A 15471-nucleotide genomic window follows, 5' to 3' on the forward strand; every position below is an offset into this window, starting at 1 on the left:
ATCATCGTGATTAATATTTGATAGCAATATGTTTGCGGCAGTGCGGACGGTAGAGGCAGGGCGAAGAGAGGAAAGAAAAGCTCGCCCTGGTCAGCGTCCGCTGCTGACCAGGGCAGAATAGAAAAACGGCGGCAGTTCGGCGAGCCTCCGTTTTTCATCTCTCGTGCAGGCACGCAAAATAATCAGCTGCTTGCAGCATGCTTCATGATGATTGCGAGGCGCGTCCCAGCCAGCTATCCCAGTCTTTCCATACCGGCTGCAGGCCACAGGCGGCCAGCGCGCTGGCGACCTCTTCAGGGCGGCGATCGTCGTGTGGCGCAAATTGCTCAAGTTCCGGATGATCGTCGGCGTAGCCGCCGGGCTGGGTTTTGGAGAACGCGCTGACGTTGTTAATCGCCAGCGGGATCACCCGGTCGCGGAACCACGGTGATTCACGGGTCGAGAGCGACAGCTCAACCTCCGGCGCCAGCAGGCGGAAGGCGCAAATGGTCTGCACCAGCTGACGTTCGTCCATCAGCGAGGCTGGCGCAATCCCTCCGGCACAAGGGCGTAAACGCGGGAAGGAGATAGAGTAACGGCTGCGCCAGTAGCGCTGCTGTAGCCACAGCAGATGTTCGGCGACCATAAAGCAGTCCACCCGCCAGCTGTCGGAAAGACCAATGAGCGCGCCGAGGCCGATCTTGTCGATCCCCGCTTCGCCCAGACGATCCGGCGTATCAAGGCGCCAGAAGAAATCCTGCTTTTTACCTTTCAAGTGGTGCTGGGCATACATGCCTTCATGGTAGGTCTCCTGGTAGACCATTACCCCATCAAGCCCCAGCGTTTTTAGTTCGGCATACTCTTCGGTCGCCAGCGGCTGCACTTCCATATGCAGCGAGGCAAACTGGCGGCGGATGGATGGCAGATGCTGGCGGAAATAATCCATTCCGACCTTACTCTGATGTTCGCCGGTGACCAGTAACAAATGCTCAAAGCCTAAATCGCGGATTGCGGCGCATTCGCGGGCAATCTCTGCTTCATCCAGCGTCTTGCGCTTAATGCGATTACTCATTGAGAAGCCGCAGTAGGTACAGTCGTTGGCGCACAGGTTGGACAAATACAACGGTACGTAAAAGCTGACGGTGTTGCCGAAGCGCTGCCGGGTGAGGCGCTGTGCGCGCTGGGCCAGCGGTTCAAGGTAATCGGCCGCGGCAGGAGAGAGCAGAGCCATCATGTCATCGCGGGTGAGCTGCTTTGTCGCCAGCGCTCGTTCGACGTCGGCGGCGGTTTTGCTGTTGATGCGCAGGCGGATGTCATCCCACTCCAGCTGCCGCCAGCGATCGCTAAAAGTTTTCATGCCAGCGCCTCCAGAAAGCCGGTCAGCGGGCTGGTGGCCTGCGCCTGAATACTGCGTGCGCCCGGTCCGGCCTGACGCGCCAGTAATCCGGCATCGACCGCCATGCGGAAGGCGCGAGCCATGGCGACAGGATCGTCGGCGACGGCAATGGCGGTATTGACCAGCACCGCATCAGCGCCCATCTCCAGCGCCTGCGCCGCGTGGCTCGGTACGCCGATCCCGGCATCAACCACCACCGGTACCGTCGCCTGTTCGATAATAATCTCCAGCATGGCTTTGGTTTCCAGCCCCTGGTTGGAGCCTATCGGCGCACCCAACGGCATTACCGCCGCGCAGCCAGCCTCTTCCAGCCGTTTGCACAGGACCGGGTCGGCGCCGCAATAGGGCAGGACGACAAACCCTTCGCGCACCAGCAATTCCGCCGCCTTCAGGGTTTCAATGGGGTCAGGCAGCAGCCAGCGGGCGTCCGGGTGGATCTCCAGTTTCAACCAGTGGGTGCCTAAGGCTTCCCGCGCCAGGCGGGCGGCAAATACCGCTTCTTCCGCCGTCTTGGCGCCTGAGGTATTCGGCAGCAGGTTAACGCCCGCCGCCAGCAGCGGCGCGAGAATCGCGTCATTGTTCTGGCGTAAATCGACGCGCTTCATAGCCAGCGTCACCAGCTGGCTTCCCGAGGCGCGAATCGCCTCGACCATCACCTCCGGGGCGGCGAACTTGCCGGTTCCGGTAAAAAGGTGGGATTCAAATGTCTTATCAGCAATACGTAACATATCAGCCTCCGGCGATAACCTGAAAAAGCAGGACCCGATCGCCTTCCTGCAAGAGATGATCTTCCCACCGTTCGCGTGGCAGGATGTGTTGATTGAGCGCCAGCGCAACGCCGGGCTGGAGCTGTTCCAGTTGGCTGAGCAGGGCGCTTACGCTGAGGTTGTCCGCGCACTCCAGCGGTTCGTCGTTAAACCAGACTTGCATCATGGCCTCCGCATACCGGGCAGCCCTGGGCCTTTTGCAGCGCGAGGTTGCGCCAGTTGCTGGTGCGGGCATCAAACAGCCGTAGCGTGTTGCGCGGCGTCGCCATGCCGCTAAGGAGCTTTATGGCCTCCAGCGCCTGCAGCGTCCCCATCATGCCGACGACCGGACCGACGATCCCCGCGGTGCGGCAGTTACGTTGCGGTTCGGCGGTGTCCGGCCACAGGCAGCGATAGCAGCCCTGCGCCCAGGGCGGCGTCAGCACCATCAACTGGCCGCCGAAGCCGACGGCGCTGGCGGTCACCAGCGGCGTCTCAAGGGCGACGCAGGCGGCGTTAATCGCCTGGCGGGCGATCATGTTATCGGTACAGTCCAGCACCACGTCGGCTTTCGCCACTTCAGCGCGCAGCGCCTCGCCGCTTAAACGCTGCTGTAGCGCCACGAGGCGGATTTGCGGATTGAGTTGGTTGAGCCGCGTCTTTGCCGCCGCGGCTTTTGGCTGGTCGATATCGTCGCTGGTGAACAGAATTTGCCGCTGCAGGTTGCTGAGATGCACCGCGTCGTCATCGGCCAGCGTCAGCGTCCCGACGCCGGCCCCCGCCAGATATAGCGCCGCCGGCGAACCTAAGCCGCCCAGGCCAATAATCAGCGCCCGGCTGGCTAACAGTTTCTGCTGCCCCTCGATGGCGATATCTTCCAGCAGCAGCTGGCGGCTATAGCGCATGAAATCGTGATCATTCATCGCCTGCTCCCGCCAGCGTTAACAGTTGTGCAGTGGCAGCCCGCCAGTCAGCAGCCTGGGTAATGGCGCTGACGACCGCGATGCTGCCAACGCCGGTGGCCAGTACGCCCGGTGCTTTTTCCAGACTGATGCCGCCTATCGCAACCGTCGGATAATCGGCCAGCCGCTGAATATGCCCGGCAAGCTGTTCGAGGCCCTGCGGCGCCGAAGGCATCTGTTTGGTTTGCGTCGGGAAGACGTGTCCCAGTGCGATGTAGGAAGGGCGCGCCGCCAGCGCGACGTCAATTTCCATGTCGTCGTGAGTGGAGACGCCAAGGCGCAGTCCGGCTTTACGGATGGCGCTCAGGTCGGTGGTTTCCAGGTCCTCTTGACCCAGATGTACGCCATACGCCCGGTGCTTAATCGCCAGTTGCCAGTAATCATTGATAAACAGACGCGCGCGATAGCGGCGGCCAAGCGCGATGGCGGCGATAACATCATCCTCTACCTCGCTGTCGCGCTGGTCCTTGATCCGCAATTGAATAGTGCGTACGCCGGCTTCCAGCAGGCGCTCAATCCACGCCACGCTATCGACAACCGGATAAAGCCCGAGACGAAACGGTACGGGCGGAAAGTCAGGCTGGTACATCAGGCATTTTCCTTTTTCAGGTAGATTTCACCGCCGCGGGCGCGGAAGTTATTCGACATATCGGCCATGCCGGCTTCGATATTTTGCTTTGCGGCGTAGTCGCGGACCTCTTGCGTGATCTTCATCGAACAGAATTTCGGTCCGCACATGGAGCAGAAGTGGGCGACCTTGCCGGATTCCTGCGGTAAGGTTTCATCGTGATAGGCCCGCGCGGTAAAGGGATCGAGCGCGAGGTTGAACTGGTCTTCCCAGCGGAATTCGAAACGCGCTTTTGACATCGCGTTGTCGCGGATCTGCGCCCCCGGGTGGCCTTTAGCGAGGTCGGCGGCGTGGGCGGCGATTTTGTAGGTAATCAGCCCCTGTTTTACATCCTCTTTGTTGGGCAAGCCGAGATGTTCTTTTGGCGTGACGTAGCACAGCATGGCGCAGCCAAACCAGCCAATCATTGCCGCGCCGATACCGGAAGTGAAATGATCATAGCCCGGCGCGATGTCGGTGGTGAGCGGCCCCAGCGTGTAGAACGGCGCTTCGTGGCAGTGCTCCAGCTCTTCGGTCATATTGCGGCGAATCATCTGCATCGGCACGTGGCCGGGGCCTTCAATCATCACCTGAACGTCATACTCCCAGGCGATTTTAGTCAGCTCGCCCAGCGTATGCAGCTCGGCGAACTGAGCCTCGTCGTTGGCATCCTGAATCGAGCCGGGGCGCAGACCATCGCCGAGGGACAGCGACACGTCATAGGCGGCGCAGATTTCACAGATTTCGCGGAAGTGCTGGTAGAGGAAGTTTTCCTGATGATGCGACAGGCACCACTTGGCCATGATCGAACCGCCGCGCGAGACGATCCCGGTCAGCCGCTTCGCGGTCATCGGCACGTAACGCAGCAGCACCCCGGCATGAATCGTGAAGTAGTCGACGCCCTGTTCGGCCTGTTCCAGCAGGGTATCGCGGAAGGCTTCCCAGGTCAGGTTCTCAGCAATGCCGTTGACCTTCTCCAGCGCCTGGTAAATCGGGACGGTACCAATCGGCACCGGGCTGTTGCGCAGGATCCATTCGCGGGTCTCGTGGATATAGCGGCCGGTGGAGAGGTCCATTACCGTGTCGGCGCCCCAGCGGGTTGACCAGACCAGCTTCTCGACTTCTTCTTCGATGGAAGAGGTCACCGCCGAGTTGCCGATATTGGCATTCACTTTCACCAGGAAGTTGCGGCCGATAATCATCGGCTCGGATTCCGGGTGATTGATATTGGCCGGGATGATGGCTCGCCCGGCAGCGACTTCATCGCGGACGAATTCGGCGGTAATGTTGTCCGGCAGGCGTGCGCCAAAGCTTTCTCCGGCATGCTGCTGGCGCAGCACCTCGCTGCGGATACGCTCGCGGCCCATGTTTTCGCGAATGGCGATGAATTCCATCTCCGGGGTGACGATCCCCTGGCGGGCATAGTGTAGTTGCGTCACGCATTTGCCAGCGACGGCGCGTTTAGGCGTCAGCAGGCCGCCGAAGCGCAGTTCATCAAGGCCATCGTCGGCCAGCCGCGCTTTAGTGTAAGCCGAGCTGCGTTCGTTGAGCGGCGCGCAGTCGTTACGCGCGTCGATCCACGGTTGGCGTAGTTTTGCCAGCCCCTGACGGACATCGATGTTGATCTCCGGGTCGCCATAAGGTCCGGAGGTGTCATACACCGGTATCGGTTCGTTGGCTTCGTATTGGGGGTTATCGTTATCACCGCCGATGAGCGTCGGGCTGAGCTGGATTTCACGCATCGGGACGCGGATATCAGCCTGTGAGCCTTGAATGTAAATGCGGCGCGAATTGGGAAAAGCGGTAACTTCCAGCGTATCAATGAATCGCTGCGCGTGTTCGCGTTGTTCCCGGCGGGTCAGTTTGGTAGTAGACATAGCGCATTCCAGTTACAAAAAAAGGAGATGGCTTGTCAGACGACGGATGGAGTAACAGATGCGACCAGCCCGGAACGGGCAGGTGCGACCAGCAGTTTACTCTTGTTCCCTTCGCAGGTATTAGCCTGATCAGGTTCCGCGGATCCCGAATAAACGGTCTCAGCCTTTTCCACTTCAGCGTTCGCGTGGAAAATAGGCACTCCGACAAGATGAAATCCCTCCGCAGAGGGATAATGTATGTAAATTACTCGTTAACGGTTCACAACTCAAGCGGTCGGCGCGATATTGTCGCCAACGTTGTCTTTCTGATCGTGAGCGACGACCAGCGCCAGCAGCTTGTCCTCAAGCGCGAAGCGCGCCTCCAACGATTCGCCGATATCTGACAGCGCCTGCTGAAATTCGAGATAGTTATCATGATCGATGGCGTTTTCGAGGCAGGTATCGTAGTAGTCCATCATCTGCTGGGTATTGGCTTCCAGCTGCGGGTAGATTTTGGTGGCGGCTAAAAGAGGGGTACTCCCTTCCATTTCTCCGATAATACGTTCATAAATATTAAAATGACCGGATGAGAGGTAATCCACCAGGCTTTGGCAAAAGTCATCCAGCGCCTTTTCATTAAGCCGCATAAAGGATTCTTTGCCGGGTTTCAGGCCAACCAGGTTGTAGTAAGCCACGAGCAAATGCTTACGCACAAGCAGCCAGCGATCGACCAGTTTGTTATTGCCTCCAACACGTTCCGTCAGGTTTTCCAGCTGGTTTAACATGATTGACTCCGCAAGATTAAAAATAACGTTGCTCAGCAAATGTAAATATAATGTTAAAAGTGCCAGTAAAACGAAGGTAGCGCAATAGATATGGATCGTATTATTGAAAAATTAGATCGCGGCTGGTGGATCGTCAGTCACGAACAAAAATTATGGCTTCCCGCAGGGGAATTACCACATGGCGAAGCGGTAAATTTTGATCTTGTCGGTGAACGCGCGCTACATCTCGGCGAGTGGCAAGGCGAAGCGGTGTGGCTGGTGCGTCAGGATCGTCGCCGTGATATGGGATCGCTGCGCCAGGTATTGGATCAGGATCCTGGGCTTTTCCAGTTAGCAGGGCGCGGGATCCAGTTGGCCGAGTTTTATCGATCGCATAAATTCTGCGGCTACTGCGGTCACCCGATGCATGTCAGTAAAACCGAGTGGGCGATGCTGTGCGGCCACTGCCGCGAGCGCTATTATCCGCAAATTGCCCCCTGCATTATCGTTGCCATTCGTCGCGACGATTCAATTCTGCTGGCACAGCATACCCGCCATCGTAATGGTGTCCATACGGTGTTGGCCGGGTTTGTCGAAGTGGGTGAAACCCTTGAGCAGGCGGTCGCCCGCGAAGTGATGGAAGAGAGCGGTATTAAGGTGAAAAACCTGCGCTATGTGACCTCCCAGCCGTGGCCCTTCCCGCAATCATTGATGACCGCCTTTATGGCTGAATACGATAGCGGCGATATTGTCGTGGATAAGAAAGAGCTGCTGAGCGCAGAGTGGTATCGCTATGACGATTTGCCGCTACTGCCGCCGTCGGGCACGGTGGCGCGACGCCTGATCGAAGATACGGTGGCGATGTGTCGGGCAGAGTACGAGTGACATGTTACACTGGGCGCATCAACGCTAAAGGAATGTAAAAATGACCGAACTGAAAAACGATCGTTACCTGCGCGCGCTGCTGCGCCAGCCGGTTGATGTCACCCCGGTGTGGATGATGCGCCAGGCGGGCCGCTATCTCCCGGAATACAAAGCCACCCGCGCGCAAGCGGGCGATTTCATGTCGCTGTGTAAAAATGCCGAGCTGGCCTGCGAAGTAACGCTACAGCCGCTGCGCCGTTACCCGCTGGATGCGGCGATCCTCTTTTCGGACATCCTGACGATTCCGGATGCGATGGGGCTGGGGCTGTACTTTGAAGCTGGCGAAGGCCCGCGCTTCACCTCGCCGGTGAAATGCAAAGCCGACGTCGACAAACTGCCGGTGCCGGACCCGGAACAAGAATTAGGCTACGTGATGAACGCCGTGCGCACCATTCGCCGTGAACTGAAAGGCGAAGTACCGCTGATTGGTTTTTCCGGCAGCCCGTGGACGCTGGCGACCTATATGGTCGAAGGCGGCAGCAGCAAAGCCTTTACCGTCATCAAAAAGATGATGTACGCCGAACCGCAGGCGCTGCACGCGCTGCTGGATAAGCTGGCGAAAAGCGTCACCCTGTATCTGAACGCGCAGATCAAAGCGGGCGCGCAGTCGGTGATGATTTTCGACACCTGGGGCGGCGTGTTGACCGGCCGCGACTATCAGCAGTTCTCGCTCTACTATATGCATAAAATCGTCGATGGCCTGCTGCGGGAAAACGAAGGCCGTCGCGTACCGGTAACGCTGTTCACCAAAGGCGGCGGACAATGGCTGGAAGCGATGGCGGAGACCGGCTGCGATGCGCTGGGTCTCGACTGGACCACCGATATTGCCGATGCTCGCCGTCGCGTAGGCCACAAAGTGGCGCTGCAGGGCAATATGGACCCGTCGATGCTTTATGCCCCTGCCGCCCGCATTGAAGACGAAGTGGCGAACATTCTCGCCGGCTTCGGCCAGGGCGAAGGCCATGTCTTTAACCTTGGCCACGGCATCCATCAGGACGTCGACCCACAGCATGCAGGAGTCTTTGTTGAGGCGGTGCATCGTCTCTCCGCGCAATATCACCAATAGGAGATAAGCATGATGGATTTAGCTGCGCTACGGACCCAACAGCAATCTTTAGCCGCATCGGTAGAACGTGCGGACCGATTGGATCGCGACCCGCCGGTGCTGATCGGCGGCGCCGATGTGGGGTTTGAGCAGGAGGGGGAAATTACCCGGGCTGCAATGGTGCTGCTAACTTATCCGGGGCTTGAGCTGGTGGAATATCAGGTGGCGCGCGTCGCCACCACGATGCCGTACATCCCCGGCTTTCTCTCCTTTCGTGAGACCCCCGCGCTGCTGGCGGCGTGGCAACAGCTATCGCAAAAGCCCGATCTGTTGTTCGTCGACGGGCACGGTATTTCACATCCCCGGCGGCTTGGCGTCGCCAGCCATTTTGGCCTGATGGTTGATGTGCCAACGATTGGCGTAGCGAAAAAACGTTTATGCGGCAAGTTTGAACCGCTTGGCGCTGAGCCCGGCGCGCTGGCGCCATTAATCGACAAAGGCGATCAGCTGGCCTGGGTCTGGCGCAGCAAAGCACGCTGCAACCCGTTGTTTATCAGTACGGGCCACCGCGTGGGTATCGATAGCGCGTTAATGTGGGTGGAACGTTGTATGCAGGGCTATCGTCTACCCGAGCCGACGCGCTGGGCCGATGCCGTGGCATCCCGTCGGCCTTCCTTTGTGCGTTGGCAAGCAAATCACGGCTGATTCAGGTACACTGCGCCTAATTTCTGACTTCGAGAATTCATCATGTTACAAAACCCGATTCACCTGCGCCTGGAGAAACTGGAGAGCTGGCAGCACGTCACCTTTATGGCCTGCCTGTGCGAGCGTATGTACCCTAACTACGCCATGTTCTGCAAGCAAACCGAGTTCGGCGACGGCCAGTTATATCGTCGTATCCTTGACCTGATCTGGGAAACGCTGACGGTAAAAGATGCGAAGGTGAATTTCGACAGTCAGCTGGAAAAGCTGGAAGAGGCGATTCCGTCCGCGGATGACTACGACATGTACGGCGTCTATCCGGCTATCGATGCCTGCGTCGCGCTGAGCGAATTAATCCACTCACGCCTGAGCGGTGAAACGCTGGAACATGCTATCGAGGTCAGTAAGACTTCTATTACTACCGTCGCGATGCTGGAAATGACTCAGGAAGGTCGCGAAATGACCGATGAAGAGCTCAGAGCCAACCCGGCGGTTGAACAAGAATGGGACATTCAGTGGGAGATTTTCCGCCTGTTGGCCGACTGCGAAGAACGCGATCTTGAACTGATTAAAGGGCTGCGTGCAGACCTGCGAGAGGCCGGCGAGAGCAATATTGGTATAAATTTTCAGCAATGAGACCACAAAACGTGATTTACCGCCTGAATTGTAGCGTCTGAAGACTTCCATTCCGCCCCCTGTCTGGTCTACATTTGGGGGGCGAAAAAAAGTGGCTATCGGTGCGTGTATGCAGGAGAGTGCTTTTCTGGCATTTCCGTCGCACTCGATGCTTAGCAAGCGATAAACACATTGTAAGGATAACTTATGAACAAGACTCAACTGATTGATGTAATTGCGGACAAAGCTGACCTGTCTAAAGCACAGGCAAAAGCTGCCCTGGAATCCACCCTGGCTGCAATTACCGAGTCTCTGAAAGAAGGTGATGCTGTTCAACTGGTTGGTTTCGGTACCTTCAAAGTGAACCACCGTGCTGAGCGTACTGGCCGCAACCCGCAGACCGGTAAAGAAATCAAAATCGCTGCAGCTAACGTGCCAGCATTTGTTTCTGGCAAAGCGCTGAAAGACGCAGTCAAGTAAGACCGCGTGGCAGTGTCCAGTTTTAACGAAGGGGCTTTTAAGCCCCTTTTGTCTAACTGGCGTCGCACGCTGACGCTGGCAGGCGCGCTATTGCTCACTGCCTGCAGTCACGATTCTTCTCTTCCTCCTTTCACCGCCAGCGGCTACGCCGATAACCAGGGCGCCATGCGCATCTGGCGCAAAGATGCCGGCGATGAAGTGCACCTGCTTGCCGCCTTTAGTCCGTGGCACCGCGGCGACACCTCAACCAGCGAGTACCGCTGGCAGGATGGCCAACTAACGCTTATTGAGCTCAACGTATACGGTAAACCGCCGGAACATATTCGCGCCCGCTTTGACGCCCAGGGCGAGCTAAGCTTTATGCAGCGTGAAGTAGATGGTGAAAAACAGCAGCTTTCGAACGACCAAGTCGCGCTGTACCGCTATCGGGCGCAGCAAATCCGCGAAACCAGTGACGCCTTGCGTCAAGGACGGGTGGTATTACGTCAGGGGCGCTGGCATGCCGATCGTACCGTGACTACCTGTGAAGGCCAGACCGTGAAGCCTGACCTTGATGAGCGGGCATTAGCGCATATTGAACGCCGCCAGAATCACTCCTCCGTAGAAGTGAGCGTGGCGTGGCTGGAAGCACCGGAAGGCGCTCAGCTGCTGCTGGTGGCTAACGAAAACTTCTGTACCTGGCAGCCGAGCGAAAAATCGTTCTGAGTTTTACCAGTGGTTCATGCCCATATGACCACCGCCATTACCGCGGCAGCCGCCGTAACCCATACCCGCGCCGCGAGGAACGCCTGCTTCAGCCAGGGCGATATCAAATTTTACCCGCTGCTGATCCAGCTGCTGGCTTAATGTTTCCATTTCCTTCGCCACAGCCTCAATTTTTCCGCTTTCCGGTTTCTGCGCGGTGAGCAGCGCATTGTACTCGTAGCGTTTGGACTGCAGCTGCTGGCGCAGGGCGCTGGTCTGCGCATAGTAATTGTCATGTAGCTTCTGTACGGTCGCTTGCTGTTCCTGGGTGAGCTGGCTGTAACCCTGCGCGCCCATTCCGTTATTGTAGCCCCAGTGATGTCCAGCCCAGGCCGCGTTACTGCCAAAGGTCAGTGCGGCAATCGCCGCGAAGATGAGGGATAAAGTCGGTTTCCGTTTCATGGCGTGATCTCCTGTGTGGTTTCTCTCGGTGTTGCATCTTCCATGCCAGCCTGAAAAAGCGCGTCAATACCGGCCGGCCCGCGGCAAACGTGACTCTGGCGAGTAAAAATGACCCGTTGCGGCTGGTGACAGCGAGTCATTTTTACTCGCTAAATCACCAGCGATATGTCTGAGGACAGGTTTCACGGTATGGAAAAATGGCATGATTTCTGCTGATGGATCCTTCCGATAGCGAATAAGGACACGATAAGGACCCGCCCATGCTGCGCATTACTTCATGCTTCCGGGACTCCCTGAGCTGGTTACTGACCGGCACGGTCGTCCTGTTAGTTCTCCTGTTTTCCGCGATGATCGTCCGCGATTATGGTCGGGAGACCGCCGCCGCCCGGCAAAACATCGAAGAAAAGGGGAGTGTGCTGATCCGCGCCCTGGAGTCCGGCACGCGTGTCGGCATGGGGATGCGAATGCATCACGCGCAGCTGCAGGCGTTGCTGGAGGAGATGGCCTGGCAGCCCGGTGTGCTGTGGTTCGCGGTGACCGATGAAAACGGTAAGATTATCGCCCACAGCGATCCGCAACAGGTGGATACCGCGCTGTACAGTCCTGCGCAAATGCGTGAACTCAAGGTGGGCGAACAGGAGCGCTGGCGCCGGCTTGCCGAGCCGCAACCGGCGCTGGAGATTTATCGCCAGTTCCGCCCGCTCAACCCTGCTCGTGGTCACCATATGGGAATGATGAAGCGCTGCAATAGCGCGCTGGCTCAGCCCAATGTTCCACAGGTGATTTTTATCGCCTTTGATAGCCGTGAGCTGGATGCGGCGCAGGCTCGCGGCTTGCGTAACATGATGATCATGTTGGTGGCCGCGGCGCTGGTCATCGTCGCGACGATCCTCGCTCAGTTCTGGTTCCGCCGTTACCGTCGTTCACGTCAGCAGCTACAGGAGGCGATGGCCCGCAAAGAAAAACTGATGGCCCTTGGGCATCTGGCGGCTGGCGTCGCGCATGAGATCCGCAACCCGCTCTCTTCGATTAAAGGACTGGCAAAGTATTTTGCCGAGCGTACGCCGCCGGGCGGCGAGGCGCAGGAGTTAGCGCTGGTGATGGCGAAAGAGGCCGACCGCCTGAACCGGGTCGTCAGTGAACTGCTGGAGCTGGTTCGCCCTGCCCATTTAAACTACCAGTCGGTCGATATTAACGCGCTTATCCATCACTCATTGCAGCTGGTAAGCCAGGATGCGCAGAGTCGCGGGATCGAACTGCAATTTACTCCGCGCCCTGAATTAACCTCGATTAAAGCCGACCCCGACCGTCTGAACCAGGTGCTGTTGAATCTGTATCTGAATGCGATGCAGGCTATTGGCCGCGACGGCGTCATTCACGTATCGGCAAGCGAAGCCGATCGGCAACGTGTGAAAATTGTCGTCAAGGATAGCGGTAAGGGGATGAGCGATGAAGAGCTGCAGGCCATCTTCACTCCTTATTTCACCACCAAGGCGGACGGCACAGGGCTGGGGCTGGCGGTGGTACAGAATATTATCGAACAACATGGCGGGACGATCCGCGCTGAAAGCCAGCCGGGAGCCGGAGCGATATTTACGCTTTGGCTACCAGTGGATGCTCAACGGAGGGAAGATGAGCAGCGATAAAGTACAGATTCTGGTTGTCGATGATGACGTCAGCCACTGCACGATTCTGCAGGCGCTACTGCGTGGCTGGGGCTATCAAGTGGCGTTAGCCCACAACGGCCTGCAGGCGCTGGAGCAGATCCATCAGCAGGTCTTCGATCTGGTGCTGTGCGATATCCGCATGGCGGAGATGGACGGTATCGCGACATTAAAAGAGATCAAAGCCTATAACCCGGCGATTCCGGTATTAATCATGACGGCATTCTCCAGCGTCGGCACGGCGGTGGAGGCTATTAAGTCCGGCGCGCTGGATTATCTGATCAAGCCACTGGATTTTGACACCCTACAGCAGACGCTGGTTCAGGCGCTGGCGCACACCCGGCAGAGCGAGAGCGATCTCAGCGCCTCGTCAGATTTACGATGGGGCATGATTGGCGAAAGCCCGGCAATGCAGGCGCTTATCAACAATATTACGCTGGTGGCGCCCTCGGACGCGACGGTGCTGATCTGCGGCGAATCGGGAACCGGTAAAGAACTGGTGGCGCGCGCCATCCACGCCTGCAGCGAGCGCCGCGACAAGCCGCTGGTGACGCTAAACTGCGCAGCGCTCAATGAGTCGCTGCTGGAATCCGAGCTGTTCGGCCATGAAAAAGGAGCTTTTACCGGCGCGGAACGGCGGCGGGAAGGGCGTTTTGTCGAGGCGGATGGCGGCACGCTGTTCCTTGATGAAATTGGCGATATCTCGCCGCTGATGCAGGTGCGTCTGCTGCGGGCGATTCAGGAACGCGAAGTGCAGCGCGTGGGCAGTAATCAGACGCTTTCTGTCGATGTGCGGCTAATCGCCGCCACCCATCGTAATCTGGCGGAGGAGGTGAGCGCCGGGCGTTTTCGCCAGGATCTCTATTACCGCCTGAATGTCGTAACTATTGATATGCCGCCGCTGCGTCAGCGGCGTGAAGATATTCCGCAACTGGCGCAGCATTTTCTTAAGCGCTACGCCGAACGCAATCGCAAAACGGTGCAGGGATTTACGCCGCAGGCGATGGACCTGTTGATTCACTACGACTGGCCGGGGAATATCCGCGAACTGGAAAATGCGGTGGAGCGGGCGGTGGTGCTGCTGACCGGAGACTACATTTCCGAGCGTGAACTGCCGTTGGCGATAGCGGGCGCGCCGCTGCCGGTCACTGGCAACGATGAGGCGCTGATTCAGCCATTAGTGGAAGTTGAAAAAGAAGTCATACTGTCGGCGCTGGAAAAAACGGGCGGCAACAAAACTGAAGCCGCCCGTCAGTTAGGCATTACGCGTAAAACGCTTCTGGCAAAACTCAGCCGTTAGTTTTCTCACGCGCGATGGCGCGCCAGCCGATATCGTTACGGCTAAAGCTGCCGTCCCAGTGAATATCGGTCAGCAGTTCATAGGCGCGCTGCTGCGCCTGAGCCACGGTGTCACCCAGCGCGGTCACGCACAGCACGCGCCCGCCGTTGGTGACCACGCGCTGGTCGTCTGCCAGTTTGGTGCCGGCATGGAAGACTTTACCGTCTGCGGCTTCCTGCTGCGGCAGGCCGTGGATCTCATCGCCCGTGTTGTAGCTGCCCGGATAGCCACCGGCGGCAACCACGACGCCCAGCGAAGCGCGGTTATCCCACTCGGAAGTTTTCTCGTCCAGCTTGCCCGCGCAGGCGGCAAGGCACAGCTCTACCAGATCGGATTTCATGCGCAGCATGATCGGCTGGGTTTCCGGATCGCCAAAACGGCAGTTGAACTCAATAACCTTCGGATTGCCCTGCTTGTCGATCATCAGACCGGCATACAGGAAACCGGTATAGGTGTTACCTTCAGCGGCCATACCTTTAACGGTTGGCCAGATAATCCGCTCCATGGTGCGCTGATGGACTTCATCAGTAACCACCGGTGCCGGGGAGTAAGCGCCCATACCACCGGTGTTCGGGCCGGTATCGCCGTTGCCGACGCGCTTGTGATCCTGGCTGGTGGCCATCGGCAGGACGTGCTCGCCGTCGACCATGACAATAAAGCTGGCTTCTTCGCCATCTAGGAACTCTTCAATCACGATGCGGTGGCCTGCATCGCCAAAGGCGTTACCGGCCAGCATATCTTTGACCGCCGCTTCGGCTTCCTCAAGGGTCATCGCCACGATAACGCCTTTACCTGCCGCCAGACCGTCGGCTTTGATGACGATCGGCGCGCCTTTCTCCCGCAGATAAGCCAGCGCAGGCTCAACTTCGGTGAAGTTCTGGTATTCCGCCGTCGGGATATGATGACGAGCGAGGAAATCTTTGGTGAAGGCTTTTGAACCTTCCAGCTGCGCGGCGCCTTCGGTTGGCCCGAAGATGGCGAGCCCTGCGGCACGGAATGCGTCTACTACGCCAATGACCAGAGGCGCTTCCGGACCCACGATCGTCAGATCGATTTTCTCATCCTGCGCGAAGCGTAGCAGGGCCGGAATATCGGTGACGCCGATGGCGACGTTTTGCAGCGCCGGCTCCAGCGCGGTACCCGCATTGCCCGGCGCGACATAGACGGTATCAACCAGCGGCGACTGGGCCGCTTTCCAGGCCAGCGCGTGTTCGCGCCCGCCGTTGCCGATTACTAATACTTTCAT

At 58.1% G+C, this 15471-nt stretch carries 17 protein-coding genes and 1 riboswitch; of the genes, 8 read left to right on the plus strand and 9 right to left on the minus strand.

Translation table 11 applies throughout. The features are described from left to right. Positions 1–202: 202 nt before the first annotated feature. The 7 genes from thiH to EAE_RS08370 all read right to left on the minus strand — a co-directional run bounded on the left by thiH (position 203) and on the right by EAE_RS08370 (position 6331). Complete coding sequence (gene thiH / locus EAE_RS08340; RefSeq protein ID WP_015704008.1) at positions 203–1336, minus strand: 2-iminoacetate synthase ThiH; 1134 nt, start codon at positions 1334–1336, stop codon at positions 203–205. After that, positions 1333–2103, minus strand: a complete 771-nt coding sequence (gene thiG, locus EAE_RS08345; RefSeq protein ID WP_015704009.1) for a thiazole synthase — start codon at positions 2101–2103, stop codon at positions 1333–1335. The genes thiH and thiG overlap by 4 nt, the downstream gene beginning before the upstream one ends. A gap of 1 nt (position 2104) precedes the next feature. After that, entirely contained in the window at positions 2105–2305 is a 201-nt protein-coding gene (gene thiS / locus EAE_RS08350) for a sulfur carrier protein ThiS (RefSeq protein ID WP_015704010.1), read from the minus strand. Further along, positions 2289–3044 carry a HesA/MoeB/ThiF family protein gene (locus tag EAE_RS08355; protein WP_015704011.1) on the minus strand — a complete coding sequence of 252 codons (756 nt, stop codon included), beginning with the start codon at positions 3042–3044 and terminating at the stop codon, positions 2289–2291. Before EAE_RS08355 ends, thiS begins: the two co-directional genes overlap by 17 nt. After that, complete coding sequence (thiE, locus tag EAE_RS08360; protein ID WP_015368816.1) at positions 3037–3672, minus strand: thiamine phosphate synthase; 636 nt, start codon at positions 3670–3672, stop codon at positions 3037–3039. Before thiE ends, EAE_RS08355 begins: the two co-directional genes overlap by 8 nt. Continuing rightward, positions 3672–5567 (minus strand): phosphomethylpyrimidine synthase ThiC, encoded by a 1896-nt coding sequence (thiC, locus tag EAE_RS08365; RefSeq protein ID WP_015704012.1) that lies wholly within the window; start codon positions 5565–5567, stop codon positions 3672–3674. The genes thiE and thiC overlap by 1 nt, the downstream gene beginning before the upstream one ends. 89 nt (positions 5568–5656) lie before the next feature. Next, positions 5657–5781, minus strand: a riboswitch (TPP riboswitch). A gap of 52 nt (positions 5782–5833) precedes the next feature. After that, positions 5834–6331 carry an Rsd/AlgQ family anti-sigma factor gene (locus EAE_RS08370; RefSeq protein ID WP_015368814.1) on the minus strand — a complete coding sequence of 166 codons (498 nt, stop codon included), beginning with the start codon at positions 6329–6331 and terminating at the stop codon, positions 5834–5836. Positions 6332–6421: 90 nt separating this feature from the next. On the opposite strand from EAE_RS08370, the gene nudC reads away from it, so the two are divergent. The 6 genes from nudC (at position 6422) to EAE_RS08400 (ending at position 10781) form a co-directional block, all read left to right on the plus strand. Further along, positions 6422–7195: an NAD(+) diphosphatase gene (gene nudC / locus EAE_RS08375; RefSeq protein ID WP_015704013.1), complete on the plus strand. Its 774-nt coding sequence runs from the start codon at positions 6422–6424 to the stop codon at positions 7193–7195. A 40-nt stretch (positions 7196–7235) separates the two neighbouring features. Then, a complete protein-coding gene (gene hemE, locus EAE_RS08380; RefSeq protein WP_015704014.1) occupies positions 7236–8300 on the plus strand; it encodes a uroporphyrinogen decarboxylase in 1065 nt (354 codons plus the stop codon). Positions 8301–8312: 12 nt separating this feature from the next. Then, positions 8313–8984, plus strand: coding sequence for a deoxyribonuclease V (gene nfi, locus EAE_RS08385; protein WP_015704015.1), 672 nt, complete (start codon positions 8313–8315; stop codon positions 8982–8984). A gap of 42 nt (positions 8985–9026) precedes the next feature. Then, positions 9027–9617, plus strand: coding sequence for a YjaG family protein (locus EAE_RS08390; protein ID WP_015704016.1), 591 nt, complete (start codon positions 9027–9029; stop codon positions 9615–9617). Positions 9618–9803: 186 nt separating this feature from the next. Next, positions 9804–10076 (plus strand): nucleoid-associated protein HU-alpha, encoded by a 273-nt coding sequence (gene hupA, locus EAE_RS08395; protein ID WP_002884342.1) that lies wholly within the window; start codon positions 9804–9806, stop codon positions 10074–10076. A 12-nt stretch (positions 10077–10088) separates the two neighbouring features. After that, entirely contained in the window at positions 10089–10781 is a 693-nt protein-coding gene (locus tag EAE_RS08400; protein WP_015704017.1) for a DUF1481 domain-containing protein, read from the plus strand. 3 nt (positions 10782–10784) lie between these two features. Here the strand turns inward: EAE_RS08400 and zraP are convergent, their stop codons facing one another. Beyond that, positions 10785–11222, minus strand: a complete 438-nt coding sequence (gene zraP / locus EAE_RS08405; RefSeq protein ID WP_015704018.1) for a zinc resistance sensor/chaperone ZraP — start codon at positions 11220–11222, stop codon at positions 10785–10787. A gap of 260 nt (positions 11223–11482) precedes the next feature. Between zraP and zraS the strand changes: the two genes are divergently transcribed. Further along, entirely contained in the window at positions 11483–12868 is a 1386-nt protein-coding gene (zraS, locus tag EAE_RS08410) for a two-component system sensor histidine kinase ZraS (protein WP_015704019.1), read from the plus strand. Next, positions 12855–14186: a sigma-54-dependent response regulator transcription factor ZraR gene (zraR, locus tag EAE_RS08415; protein WP_015368806.1), complete on the plus strand. Its 1332-nt coding sequence runs from the start codon at positions 12855–12857 to the stop codon at positions 14184–14186. The genes zraS and zraR overlap by 14 nt, the downstream gene beginning before the upstream one ends. Here the strand turns inward: zraR and purD are convergent. After that, the gene (gene purD, locus EAE_RS08420) at positions 14176–15471 is read right to left on the minus strand and encodes a phosphoribosylamine--glycine ligase (protein WP_015368805.1); all 1296 of its coding nucleotides are present in this window, start codon (positions 15469–15471) and stop codon (positions 14176–14178) included. The genes zraR and purD overlap by 11 nt on opposite strands.

The sequence above is a fragment of the Klebsiella aerogenes KCTC 2190 genome, from assembly GCF_000215745.1.
GTDB classification, from domain to species: Bacteria; Pseudomonadota; Gammaproteobacteria; order Enterobacterales; family Enterobacteriaceae; genus Klebsiella; species Klebsiella aerogenes.